The organism is Catenulispora pinistramenti (genome assembly GCF_018274385.1).
Taxonomy (GTDB): domain Bacteria; phylum Actinomycetota; class Actinomycetes; order Streptomycetales; family Catenulisporaceae; genus Catenulispora; species Catenulispora pinistramenti.
In genome coordinates this window covers 1-11405 of record NZ_JAAFYZ010000290.1, presented here as the reverse complement: position 1 = coordinate 11405, position 11405 = coordinate 1, and the positions used below count along the sequence as shown (strand labels likewise).

At 69.4% G+C, this 11405-nt stretch carries 12 protein-coding genes; 5 read left to right on the top strand and 7 right to left on the bottom strand.

Features of this window, described 5'->3' with window-relative positions; translation table 11 throughout:
• Positions 1 to 378: 378 nt before the first annotated feature.
• Genes KGQ19_RS44025 through KGQ19_RS44005 form a run of 5 tightly spaced genes read right to left on the bottom strand, consistent with a single transcriptional unit; the run spans position 379 to position 5351 of the window.
• Positions 379 to 1053 carry a DUF1707 SHOCT-like domain-containing protein gene (locus KGQ19_RS44025; RefSeq protein ID WP_212020807.1) on the bottom strand — a complete coding sequence of 225 codons (675 nt, stop codon included), beginning with the start codon at positions 1051 to 1053 and terminating at the stop codon, positions 379 to 381.
• A gap of 27 nt (positions 1054 to 1080) precedes the next feature.
• A complete protein-coding gene (locus KGQ19_RS44020) occupies positions 1081 to 1863 on the bottom strand; it encodes a 3-oxoacyl-ACP reductase (protein ID WP_212020805.1) in 783 nt (260 codons plus the stop codon).
• Between the two features lie 11 nt (positions 1864 to 1874).
• On the bottom strand, positions 1875 to 3182 hold the full coding sequence (locus KGQ19_RS44015; RefSeq protein ID WP_230420383.1) for an aldehyde dehydrogenase family protein: 1308 nt from the start codon (positions 3180 to 3182) through the stop codon (positions 1875 to 1877).
• A gap of 54 nt (positions 3183 to 3236) precedes the next feature.
• Complete coding sequence (locus KGQ19_RS44010; protein ID WP_212020801.1) at positions 3237 to 3977, bottom strand: gamma-glutamyl-gamma-aminobutyrate hydrolase family protein; 741 nt, start codon at positions 3975 to 3977, stop codon at positions 3237 to 3239.
• Between the two features lie 6 nt (positions 3978 to 3983).
• Positions 3984 to 5351 (bottom strand): glutamine synthetase family protein, encoded by a 1368-nt coding sequence (locus KGQ19_RS44005; RefSeq protein ID WP_212020799.1) that lies wholly within the window; start codon positions 5349 to 5351, stop codon positions 3984 to 3986.
• 259 nt (positions 5352 to 5610) lie between these two features.
• Between KGQ19_RS44005 and KGQ19_RS44000 the strand changes: the two genes are divergently transcribed.
• From KGQ19_RS44000 to KGQ19_RS43985, 4 genes are all read left to right on the top strand, one after another.
• On the top strand, positions 5611 to 6450 hold the full coding sequence (locus KGQ19_RS44000) for a phosphatase PAP2 family protein (RefSeq protein WP_230420382.1): 840 nt from the start codon (positions 5611 to 5613) through the stop codon (positions 6448 to 6450).
• Entirely contained in the window at positions 6447 to 6725 is a 279-nt protein-coding gene (locus KGQ19_RS50560; protein ID WP_230420381.1) for a heavy-metal-associated domain-containing protein, read from the top strand. The genes KGQ19_RS44000 and KGQ19_RS50560 overlap by 4 nt, the downstream gene beginning before the upstream one ends.
• A gap of 115 nt (positions 6726 to 6840) precedes the next feature.
• The gene (locus tag KGQ19_RS43990) at positions 6841 to 7587 is read left to right on the top strand and encodes a DUF427 domain-containing protein (protein WP_212020795.1); all 747 of its coding nucleotides are present in this window, start codon (positions 6841 to 6843) and stop codon (positions 7585 to 7587) included.
• Between the two features lie 95 nt (positions 7588 to 7682).
• Positions 7683 to 8417, top strand: a complete 735-nt coding sequence (locus tag KGQ19_RS43985) for a DUF899 domain-containing protein (RefSeq protein WP_212020793.1) — start codon at positions 7683 to 7685, stop codon at positions 8415 to 8417.
• Between the two features lie 87 nt (positions 8418 to 8504).
• On the opposite strand, the gene KGQ19_RS43980 is transcribed toward KGQ19_RS43985, so the two are convergent.
• Together KGQ19_RS43980 and KGQ19_RS43975 are read right to left on the bottom strand one after the other, a co-directional pair.
• On the bottom strand, positions 8505 to 9638 hold the full coding sequence (locus KGQ19_RS43980) for a winged helix DNA-binding domain-containing protein (protein ID WP_212020791.1): 1134 nt from the start codon (positions 9636 to 9638) through the stop codon (positions 8505 to 8507).
• A gap of 32 nt (positions 9639 to 9670) precedes the next feature.
• A complete protein-coding gene (locus KGQ19_RS43975; RefSeq protein ID WP_212020789.1) occupies positions 9671 to 10255 on the bottom strand; it encodes a TetR/AcrR family transcriptional regulator in 585 nt (194 codons plus the stop codon).
• A gap of 117 nt (positions 10256 to 10372) precedes the next feature.
• Between KGQ19_RS43975 and KGQ19_RS43970 the strand changes: the two genes are divergently transcribed.
• Positions 10373 to 11405 (top strand): SDR family oxidoreductase (locus KGQ19_RS43970; protein WP_212020787.1); only part of this gene is annotated, 1033 nt, incomplete at its 3' end.

The following is an 11405-nucleotide window of genomic DNA, read 5'->3' as shown; positions in this document are numbered from 1 at the left end:
CTCTTCATCACAGTTCTTGATCTTGCTGTTGATTTTGACTGTGCCCTTGTTCTGACTTGCTGGAGTTGAAGAGGCCTGAGGTGGGGCGGGGTTGTGAACGCGAGAACCGGCAGCCGACAAACACACCCACCGACCCGAACCCCGAACCGGCTCAACTATGACCGAAGGCCGTAAAAAGCTTTGAAACCCACACCCCAACCGCAACCCGGCCCGCAAACTCCAGCCCACAGCACCAGCCCGCAACGAACCCGGCCCGACGACCGGCGCGCCGCGAACCACGTCACGAACCACGCCGCGAACCACAGTCCCGAACCACGCCCCGAACCACGTCATGAACCACAGTCCCGAACTACCAGGCAAAAGCCGCCCGAAAAGGCACTAGCCCTCAATCTCCCCATACCGGCCCCGGTCGAGGCGGTTGTCCGGATCCTGCTTGGACTCCCGGTGCGCCTTGCGCTTGACGTCCACGCCGCCCATCAGGGCGAAGCCGCGGACGTGCAGGGTCGGTGCGTCGGGGTCGACCGGGCCGATCGGGGTGCCGGAGTAGCCGCCCATGAAGCCGAAGCCGTGTACCTGGACGTTCAGTCCGTCGGGGACGATGATCTCGATGCCGCCCATGATGCAGGAGGCGTTGATCGTGACCTCGCGGTCCTCGTACTCGGCCTCGCGCAGGTCGAGTTCGATGCCGCCCATCATGGCGAACGCGATGTAGCTCTTGGGCACCACCCAGGCGCCCTTGTTGTCCGAGCCGCCCATGAACACGAAGGACTTGCGGCGCCTGGGCTTCATGCCGACCCGCCACCGGCCGCGTGCCTTGGCGGCCGGGGCCGGGATGGGTCCCGGCGCGCCGGCCGCGGGCAGGTCCCGGGTGATCGGCTCCAGTTCGGCGTAGGTCTTGGCGGTGTAGACCGCGGTGATGCGGTCCTCCAGCTCGTCCAGGGCGAGCCGGCCCTCGCCGGCCGCGTCGCGCAGGCGTTCGGCGACCTGGTCCCGATCGGCGTCGGAAACGCGCAGCTGCCGCGGGTCGATCGGCTCGGGGACGTTGCTCGTCATGGAGTAGACCTTACAAGAGTGGAGGTGTCACAGGGCGGTGACGTATGCGCCGCTGATCCCGCCGTCGACCAGGAAGTTCGACGCGGTCACGAACGAGGCGTCGTCGCTGGCCAGGAAGGCGACCGCGGCGGCGATCTCCTCGGGCTCGGCGAAGCTCCCGCGCGGGACGTGCACCAGGCGCCGGGCGGCCCGCTCGGGGTCCTTGGCGAACAGTTCCTTCAGCAGCGGGGTGTTCACCGGCCCCGGGGACAACGCGTTCACCCTAATGCCCTGCCTGGCGAACTGCACCCCGAGTTCCCGGGACATCGCCAGCACCCCGCCCTTGGACGCGGTGTAGGAGATCTGCGAGGTGGCCGAGCCCAGGGTGGCCACGAACGAGGCGGTGTTGATGATCGAGCCGCCCCGGCCGGTGGCCTCGAACTGCCGCTGCATGTAAGGGATGACCGCCTTGCAGCACAGGTAGACCGATGTCAGGTTGACCTTCTGCACCCGGTCCCAGGCCTCGATGTCGGTGGTCAGGATCGAGTCGTCGTCCGGCGGGGAGATGCCGGCGTTGTTGAACGCGACGTCCACGCTGCCGTAGGTGTCGAAGGCGGTCTGGAACAGCGCCGCCACCCGCTCGGCGTCGGTGACGTCGGTCCGCACGAACAGCCCGCCCACCTCCTCGGCCGCGGCCTTGCCGGCCGCCTCGTCGAGGTCGGCGAGCACCACGTGCGCGCCCTCGGCGGCGAACCGCCGCGCGGTGGCCATCCCGATCCCGCCGGTGCCCCCGGTGATGACGGCCACCCGGCCGGCCAGACGCTCGGTCATGTCTCTCCTGTTCACAACGCGATGAAGATGTTCTTGGTCTCGGTGAACGCGGCCAGCGCGTCCGGGCCGAGTTCCCGGCCGAGGCCGGACTGCTTGTAGCCGCCGAAGGGCGTGGAGTACCGCACCGAGGAGTTCGAGTTCACCGACAGGTTCCCGGCCTGCACGGCCCGGGAGACCCGCAGGGCCCGGGACAGGTCGCGGGACCAGATCGAGCCGGACAGCCCGTACCGGGTCATGTTGGCCAGCTCGATCAGCTGCTCCTCGGAGAAGAACGGCGTCACGGTCACCACCGGCCCGAAGACCTCCTCGCGCTGGATCTCGTCGCCGGCCGACACATCGGTGACCACGGTCGGCGGGAACCAGAACCCCGCGTTGTCGGGGACCTCGCCCTGATAGGCGATCCGCTCGGCCGGGACCCGGCTGACGAAGCCGGACACCCGCTCGTGCTGCGCCGCCGAGATCAGCGGGCCCATCTCGGTCTTCTCGTCCAGCAGATCGCCGACGACCACACCGCGGCAGGCGTTGAGGAAGTGGTCCATGAACTCGTTGTACGCCGAAGCCTCGACGTAGATCCGGGACCGCGCGCAGCAGTCCTGGCCGGCGTTGTCGAAGACCCCGTAAGGGGCCGAGGCAGCCGCCTTCTCCAGGTCGGCGTCGGCGAAGACGATGTTCGGGCTCTTGCCTCCGAGCTCCAGCGTCACCCGCTTCACCTGCGCCGCGCACTGTGCCATGACCGCCTGGCCGACCTTCGAGGAGCCGGTGAACACGATCTTGCGCACGTCCGGATGCTCCACCAGCCGCGCCCCGGCCTCCGGACCGAAGCCCGGCACCACCTGCAGCACGCCCTCCGGCAGCCCGGCTTCGAGCCCGATCTCGGCCAGCCGCAGCGCGGTCAGCGGCGTGGTCTCGGCCGGCTTGAGCACCACGGTGTTGCCGGCCGCGAGCGCCGGCGCGAACCCCCACGCGGCGATCGGCATCGGGAAGTTCCACGGCACGATCACGCCGACCACGCCGAGCGGTTCGGCGACGGTCAGGTCCAGACCGCCGGCGACCGGGATCTGCCTGCCGAACAAGCGCTCCGGCGCCGCCGCGTAGTACGTGAGGACGTCGCGGACGTTGCCGGCTTCCCAGCGCGCGTTGGAGATGGTGTGGCCGGCGTTCTCCACCTCGATCCGGGCCAGTTCCTCGCTGTGCGCCTCGACCAGGTCGGCGAAGCGGCGCAGCAGCCGGGCCCGGTCGGCCGGGGCCAGGTCCCGCCAGGCGGGGAACGCCGCCCGGGCCCGGGCCACGGCGTCGTCGACGCCTTCGGCGGAGGTCATCTCGACGCTGCGGAAGACGGCCCCGGTGGCCGGGTTGATCAGGTCGTACACGCGCTATCGTCCTTTGGCGTAACGGGTCGCGGCATCGGTCAGCGACCGGAAGAGCTCGGGCTTGCTGTCCTCCTCGGGATGCCACTGCACCCCGACGACGAAGTCCTTGGCCGGCATCCACGCGGCCTCGATCAGGCCGTCCGGGGCGTTGCCCGAGGATTCCAGGCCCTCCCCCAGTTTGTCGATGCCCTGATGGTGGTGGCACCAGGCGATGATGTGCGCGCCGAGGTGCCTTCCGGGCGGCGCGGCCGGGTCCAGGTCGATCCGGACCGCGGCGTACTGGCCGACCTGCTGGCGGTGCGCGTCGCCGTAAACGGCCTCGTCGGGCAGGTGCTGGCGCAGCGTGCCGCCGCGCGCGGCGTTCAGCAGCTGGAAGCCGCGGCAGACGGCCAGCACCGGGAGGTCCTGCTCCAGCGCGGCGGCCAGCAGCGCGTACTCCCACGCGTCACGGGCTTTGCGCGGGGTGTCGGTGTCCAGGTGCCGGACGGCGCCGTACCCGGCCGGGTCGAGGTCCGGACCGCCGGTGAGGACCAGACCGTGCAGGACGGAGACCACGTGCCGGGCCTCGGCTTGGAGCTCTTCAGCGTCGTGTTCCAGGTGCTGCGGCAACAGCAGCGGGGTCCCGCCGGCCCGGGTCACCGAGTCGATGTAGGCGTGCGGGAGCAGCGAGGCGGGGACGTTCTTCCACGCCCCCCACGTGGCGGTCTCCTGGTACATGCTCAGCCCGATGAGAGGCGCCGGCATGCGGCCTCACATCCTTTCGAAGGAGCGGAACCGCTCCCAGTCGGTCACGGTCGACTGGAAGGCCGCGAGTTCCACGCGGCCCATGGTGATGTAGTGCTCCACGACGTCGTTGCCCAGGGCCTCCCGGGCCGGCTCGCTCCAGGAGAAGTAGTCGACGGCCTCGCTGAGCATGTCCGGCACCCGGGGGATGTCGGCTTCGTAGGCGTTGCCGGTGAACTCCGCCGGCAGCTTCAGCTCCCGGTCGATCCCGGCCAGCCCGGCGGCCACCATCGCGGCGGTCGCCAGGTAGGGGTTGACGTCGCCGCCGGGCACCCGGTTCTCGATCCGCAGCGACGGGCCCCGGCCCACGACCCGCATCGAGCAGGTGCGGTTGTCGCGGCCCCAGGCGATGCCGGTGGGGGCGAAGGAGCCGTGCGCGTAACGCTTGTAGGAGTTGATGTTCGGCGCGTACATCAAGGTGAAGTCCCGCAGGAAGGCCAGCTGCCCGGCCAGGAAGTGCTCCATCATCTCCGAGAAGCCGTACGGCCGCTCGGGGTCGGCCATCACCGCGGAGTCGCCGGGGCCGCGCAGGCTGAGGTGGATGTGGCAGGAGTTGCCCTCGCGGTGGTCGTACTTCGCCATGAAGGTGAGGGACTTGCCCTCCTGCATCGCGATGGTCTTCGCGCCGTTCTTGTAGATCACGTGGTTGTCGCAGGTGGTCAGCGCGTCCCGGTAGCGGAAGCCGATCTCCTGCTGGCCGAGGTTGCACTCACCCTTGGCGGACTCCACATACATGCCGGCGCCGGCCATGCCGGTGCGGATCCGCTTGAGCAGCGGCTCGACCAGGGCGCCGCCGAGCATCGAGTAGTCGCCGTTGTAGTGGACCGAGGGCTGCATGTCGCGGTAGCCCTTGCGCCAGGCGTCCTGGTAGGAGTCGTCGAAGACGATGAACTCCAGCTCGGTGCCGACGTAGGCGGTCCAGCCGCGCTCGGCGAGGCGGTCGAGCTGCTTCTTCAGGATCTGGCGCGGGCTCTGCACGACCGGCTCGCTGTGGTGGTCGACCACGTCGGCCAGCACCAGCGCGGTGCCCGGCTCCCAGGGGACGTTGCGAAGCGTGCTCAGGTCCGGCTTGAGCACGAAGTCGCCGTAGCCGGCCTCCCAGCTGGCGTTGGCGTAGCCGTCGACCGGGGTCATGTCGACGTCCACGGCCAGCAGGTAGTTGCACGCCTCGGCCTCGTGCGCGGCCACCTCGTCGAGGAAGAACTCCGCCGACAACCGTTTACCCTGCAAGCGTCCCTGCATGTCGGTCATGGCCAGTTGGACGGTGTCGACGCGGCCGACCGAGATCAGGTCGCGGAGTTGCTGGAGTGTGAGCATGCCGGTGCGCGCGGGCATAGGTGCCTACCTCGGGTCAACGCTTGGCGGGCACGGGGACGGTGACCGCGGGCTGTGTGACGTTCAGGGTTTTGCGACGGTGCTGACGGTACAGGCTCATACCCTGGTGTGCGGTGGGGGGTCCAGTCAAGATCCGTTGTGATCGCGCGGGTACGCCGGAGTCCGGCGCCGGCGGCAGCCGGGCGTCCGTTCTTCGGACGGCAACGTTAAGCTGGGCCATTGATCACCGCTGAGCCTTCTGGAGTCCCCCGTGCACTGGATGATGCCCTATCAGATGGCGTTCTGGCTGTGCGGCGTCCTGATGGTGCTGGCGGCGGGCATGTACGTCTCCCGCAAGCCCGTGCTCGTGAAGTACATGCCGTTCCCGCGCGAGCTGGGGACCGTGCTGGGGCTGTTCGGGCTGTGGCAGGTCGCCGGGCAGCTGTCGGTGATGAAGGTCGACGGCGCGCTGAGCCGGGGCAAGTGGATCTGGGACACCGAGCGGGACCTGTTCCTGCCCAGCGAGCACTGGTTGCAGGGGCTGTTCTTCCCGGCGCACCCGACCGTGGTGAAGTTCTTCAATCTGTACTACGCCTCCATGCACTTCACCTGCATGATCATTTTCTTGATCTGGCTGTTCGTCCGGCACCGCGAGCACTACGCCCGGGCCCGCACCACGATGGCCATGGCCACCGCCTTCGCGCTGGCGATCCAGCTGATCCCGGTGGCACCGCCGCGGATGATCGCCGAGGCGCACCTGACGGACACCGCTCTGTACTTCCACCAGTCGGTCTACGGAGCGATGGACGCCAACTCCCCGGACCAGCTCTCGGCGATGCCCTCGGTCCACGTGATCTGGGCGGTCCTGGTCGGCTTCACGGTCTGGCGGGTCTCACCGAGCAAGTGGCGCTGGATCGGCCCGGTGCACACAGTTCTGACCATCACCGTCGTCCTGGTCACCGCGAACCACTACTGGGCCGACGGCATCGTCGGGGTGGCGCTCCTGCTTCTTTCGGCGGGAATCCAGGCCGGGGTGCGGCGTGGCGCCCGCTGGATCCGGCCCGGCCGCGTAGCGTCGGCCGCGCTAACCGAACCCGAGCTTGCCAGGAGCAGTGGATGACCGCCGTCGCCGACACCAGCGCCAGTGCCGACCCGAGTGCCAGTGCCGACCGGAGTGCCGGCGCCGACCCGGCCGGCACCACCGCCTACAGCGTGCTGGGCATGAGCTGCGGGCACTGCAGCGACGCCGTCACCGAGGCCCTGACCGCCCTGCCCGGGGTGAGCGCGGTCGAGATCGACCTGCCGGGCAAGCGGGCGCTGGTGACCAGCGCGGCGGCACTGGAGATCGCCGCGGTGCGGGACGCTATTGAGGACGCCGGGTACCAGCTGGTCTGAATGGCACGGGGGGGTGGGGTTCGGATCATGGCGGAACCCGTGTCGAGCCGATGAGATGGATTGGCAAGATCGGGGTGTTGAAGCTGTCAGATCCGATCCGAAAGGCGGCAGGACCATGGCCGACAACGCCCGCGGGCGCGTGAAAGTGGAGACCGGCGCCAAGCGCGTGCGGCTCTATCTGGAGAACCGGCTGGTGGCGGACACGCTGCGGCCGCTGCTCGTTTGGGAGAAGCCGTTCTACCCGACCTACTACGTGCCGGCCGAGGACGTGCTCGCCGAGCTGAAGCCGACCGGGGAGACCGAGCACTCGCCGAGCCGGGGCGACGCCCAGGTGCATGACGTGCTGGCCGGCGGGGCGACCGCGGCCGGGAAGGCCCGGACGGTGCCGGAGTCCCCGCTGGAGGAGCTGCGGGACGCGGTCCGCTTCGACTTCGACGCCTTCGACTGGTTCGAGGAGGACGAGCCGATCTACACGCACCCGCGCGACCCGTACAGCCGGATCGACGTGCTGTCCTCCAGCCGGCGCTTCCGAGCCGAGCTGGACGGGGTGGTGCTGGCCGACTCGCCGAACAGCATGATCCTGTTCGAGACCGGGCTGCCGCCGCGCTACTACGTGCCGATCACGGCGCTGAACCAGGACGTGCTGCGGCCGTCGGAGACCGTCACGCACTGCCCGTACAAGGGGGCGGCGACGTATTGGTCGGTGCAGGTCGGCGAGCAGGTGCACAACGACATCATCTGGGGCTACCGGACACCGTTCCCGGAGGTCCAGAAGATCACCGGGCTGGCGGCCGTCTACAACGAGAAGGTCGACATCTACCTGGACGACGTTCTGCAGGAGCGGCCGAAGTCTCGGTACTGACGGCTCGCGCCGCCGGGGTGCCGATGCTCGGTGCCGATTCCAGGCACCGATTCCCGGTGCCGATTCTTGTCGGACCCCGGCGGTACCGTGCGCCCATGAGCCTTCCCGATGTCGTGACCAGGGAAGAGTGGCTTGCCTCGCGCAAGTCCCTCCTGGCCAAGGAGAAAGAACTGAGAAGGGCGCAGGACGCCCTCAACACCGAGCGCCGGTCGCTGCCGATGGTCCGGGTCGACAAGAAGTACACGTTCGTCGGCGCCGACGGCGAGGTCGGGCTGCTGGACCTGTTCGCCCAGCGCCACCAGCTGATCGTGCAGCACGTCATGTTCGACCCGGAGTGGGACGCGGCCTGCCCGAACTGCACGGCCGGGATCGACGAGATGTCCGACGCGGTGTTCCGCCACCTGGAGGAGCGCGAGACGCGGTATGTGTTCGTGGCCCGCGCGCCGTATGAGAAGCTCGCCGCCTACAGCGCGAAGCGTGGTTGGGACCTGCCCTTCTACTCCGCGCAGCACAGCGACTTCAACTACGACTTCAACGTCTCGTTCCGTCCCGGCGAGCCGGTGACCTGGAACTACCGCGACGAGGCCGAGCTGCGTACGGCCGGGCTGAACGGGTACGCCGACGACCCGGGCGAGCAACCGGGCATGAGCTGCTTCCTGCGCGTCGGCGAGGACGTGTTCCACACCTACTCGACCTACGCGCGCGGGGTGGACTTCGGCGGATCGTACTCGATCCTGGACCTCACGGCGCTGGGCCGGCAGGAGGAGTGGGAGGAGCCGAAGGGGCGGGCGACCGCGCTGAAGAACATCTTCCCGATGTTCGAGAGCTGAGGGCCGGCCCCAGTCGGCGACTCGGCGAGGAGGACTCGGCGACTATTCGGCGATTGCCCGGTGGATCACTCGGCCGTCACTCAGCGATCACTCGGCGATCTGGACCGCGTGCGAGGCGGAGTCCGGTGCCTGCGACCGCAGCACCCGCTCCGCCTCCGCGGTCAGCGCCTTGGCGTCGGCCTTGGCCAGCTTGTGGAACGGCTCCAGGGTGAGCGTGGCGACCTTCTTCTTCGCCTCCACCGACCAGATGCCCGCGACGTAGCCGCCGATCAGGAACGACGGCAGGATCTGCAGGTTCTTGCCGTTGTAGACGCGCTCCCAGTACTCGCGGGAAATGATGCGCTGGCGGTGCTTCGCGTTGTGCGCCAACAGGATGCTGTCGAAGCGCGGGAGCAGGCGCGGCGGGGCCTTGGCGGCCGGGTCGGCGAGTTCGGCGTCGGGGAGGTCGTAGAGGGTGCGACCGGCTTCGTCGGTGTAGGTGACCAGGTCCGCGAAGCCTTCGAGGATCGGGCGGGCGCGGGTCACCTTGAGCCCGAGCCACGCGGCCGTGTCGTCCGCGGCGGCCGGGCCGAACGCGGCGAGATGACGTCGCACGAGGCCGGCGATCGCGGCGTCGGGATCGGCCGCGCGCTCGGGTGAGTACAGGTAGGTCTTGGGGCCGGTGGCCGGCGCCCAGCGCCCGTCCGACGGAAAGCGGATCAGGGCATTGCTGCGGTAGATCGGGCGCCAGTTGCGGGACTGGTGGTACTCGAGGTTGGGCTCGGACATGCGGCCGGGGTTCGCCTCGACCCACTGTGCGGCGAAGTCCGCGAACTCGGCAGCACTGCGCGGCTTCTCAGCCGCGAACTCCAGTACCGCGGCACGCAGCGCCCGCATCCCTGGGTCCTTGCCCTCGTTACGCGCGGCCACGATGTCGGCGTCGGTCGCCTCGGAGACGGCGGCGTAGAGCGGATGCTCCGCGCGGCTGACAGCGTGCACCGTCCCGCGGATCGAGGAGCCGACGACGAGATCGCGGCGCTCGAACGCGTCGTAGACGGACTCCAGAGTCGCGGTGCTGTTGCGGGTGATGAGCGAGATCGCGACCGCCGGCCAGTACTGCGCCTGGATCGCGCCGATCGCCTCGACAGTGTCGGCCAGGGCGCCGGTGTGCGGCGTCAGCAGGCCCTGGCGGGCCAGCAGGGTGCGGTTCAGCGTGTCCTGGGTGAGCACTGTCGGCGGCATGGGGTCGATTATCCCCGGCCGGTCGGCGGACGCTACGGAACCGGGTCCAGGAGTGCGCGGATCGTTCTGCGGGCGGCGGGGACCTTGCGTCCCGCCTCCAGCTCGATGAGCGCTGCCTCCGAGGTGAGGGCCAGGATGAGGCGGGAGCTGATCTTCGTCGGGGTCAGGCCGAGCGCCTTCACGCTGGGCTCGGCCAGGTTCGCCAGCAGCGTCACCCGTTCCTGCATGGCGCCGGTCAGGCTGCCGTGGGCCCGGGTCTCGAAGATGAGCGCCTTGACCGCACGGTTGGCCAGGCACACGTCCAGATACGCCTCGATCGCCGCGACCAGTAGGTCCCGGCCCGGGGCCAGGCCTGCCGCGGCGGCACCGACGGCATCCGACACCTGCTCGTAGAAGCGCTGGTGGAGGGCGTCGACGAACGCGTCGCGGTCGGGGAAGTAGAGGTAGAACGTGCCCTTGGCGACGCCCGCCCGCGCGGTGACCGCCGCGACGCTCAGGCCCGCCAGGCCGTCGCGTTCGGCCACGGCCTCCCCCGCCTTCAGCAGGCCCTCTTTGGTGCCGCGGCCTTTCGGGGTGACCGGTGTCGGCGGCTTGGCATCGGGGGGCTGCGAGGGCATGGAGCCATTCTAGGAGCCGGCGGAAAGATGACCGATGCGTCAGAAAAAACTGACCGCATGGTCAGAAAAGTGCTAGCCTCGAAGCGAAGCGAGAGTGACCAGAGTGCGGAGGCTGCGATGACGGTGCTGGTGACCGGTGGTTCGGGTTTCGTGGGAGTGCACTGCATCCTGCGGTTACTCCAGACGGGCCACAGCGTGCGAACGACGGTGCGCTCCCCCGCGCGCGAGGAGGCGGTGCGCGCGATGCTGCGTACGTCCGGCGTCGAGGCAGGCGATGCGCTGAGCTTCGCGTACGCCGACCTCACCGCCGACGCCGGCTGGGCCGACGCGGCGAAGGACTGCGAGCACGTGCTGCACGTGGCGTCCCCCTTCCCCTGGGGAGTGCCCGAGCATGAGGACGAGCTGATCGTCCCGGCCCGCGACGGCACGCTGCGCGTCCTGCGCGCCGCCGGCGAGGCGGGAGTACGGCGGGTGGTGCTGACGTCGTCGTTCGCGGCGATCAGCTACGGCCACGCCGACCGCGGCAAGACGCTCAGCGAGCAGGACTGGACCGAACTCGACGGGCCCCACGTCGGCGCCTACGCGAAATCCAAGACCCTCGCCGAGCGCGCGGCGTGGGAGTTCGTGAAACGCCGGGGCGGATCGCCGGAGCTCACGGTGATCAACCCGGGCGGCGTTCTCGGGCCGGCGCTCGGGAGCGAGCTGCCGACGTCCTTGATACTCATCCAGCGCCTGCTCGACCGTGATCTGCCCGCTCTGCCACGGCTGTCGTACTCCGTGGTGGACGTCCGCGATCTGGCCGAGCTGCACCTGCGCGCGATGACCGACCCGGCGGCCGCCGGCGAACGGTTCCTGGCGGTCGCGGGCCCGCCGATGTGGATCGCCGACATCGCGCGAGTGGTGCACGATCAGCTCGGTGCGGCGGGCAGGCGGGTACCGACGCGGGTACTGCCGGATGCCTTGGTGCGGATGGCAGCGCTTTTCGACAAGTCGTTGCGGCCGTTCCTGCCGGAACTGGGAAAGGTGAAGAAGGCTGATGGCAGCAAGGCAGGACGAGTACTGGGCTGGGAGACGCGGTCCACAGAGGAGACGATCGTCGCCAGCGCCGAGAGCCTGATCAGCCTGGGGCTGGTCAAAGCCGCTTCAATCG

Bases quoted from the DNA above. Each gene is read 5' to 3' on its own strand.
- KGQ19_RS44025 (WP_212020807.1), bottom strand. From the start codon at position 1,053: ATGACGAGCAACGTCCCCGAGCCGATCGACCCGCGGCAGCTGCGCGTT.
- KGQ19_RS44020 (WP_212020805.1), bottom strand. From the start codon at position 1,863: ATGACCGAGCGTCTGGCCGGCCGGGTGGCCGTCATCACCGGGGGCACC.
- KGQ19_RS44015 (WP_230420383.1), bottom strand. From the start codon at position 3,182: ATGACCTCCGCCGAAGGCGTCGACGACGCCGTGGCCCGGGCCCGGGCG.
- KGQ19_RS44010 (WP_212020801.1), bottom strand. From the start codon at position 3,977: ATGCCGGCGCCTCTCATCGGGCTGAGCATGTACCAGGAGACCGCCACG.
- KGQ19_RS44005 (WP_212020799.1), bottom strand. From the start codon at position 5,351: ATGCCCGCGCGCACCGGCATGCTCACACTCCAGCAACTCCGCGACCTG.
- KGQ19_RS44000 (WP_230420382.1), top strand. From the start codon at position 5,611: ATGATGCCCTATCAGATGGCGTTCTGGCTGTGCGGCGTCCTGATGGTG.
- KGQ19_RS50560 (WP_230420381.1), top strand. From the start codon at position 6,447: ATGACCGCCGTCGCCGACACCAGCGCCAGTGCCGACCCGAGTGCCAGT.
- KGQ19_RS43990 (WP_212020795.1), top strand. From the start codon at position 6,841: ATGGCCGACAACGCCCGCGGGCGCGTGAAAGTGGAGACCGGCGCCAAG.
- KGQ19_RS43985 (WP_212020793.1), top strand. From the start codon at position 7,683: ATGAGCCTTCCCGATGTCGTGACCAGGGAAGAGTGGCTTGCCTCGCGC.
- KGQ19_RS43980 (WP_212020791.1), bottom strand. From the start codon at position 9,638: ATGCCGCCGACAGTGCTCACCCAGGACACGCTGAACCGCACCCTGCTG.
- KGQ19_RS43975 (WP_212020789.1), bottom strand. From the start codon at position 10,255: ATGCCCTCGCAGCCCCCCGATGCCAAGCCGCCGACACCGGTCACCCCG.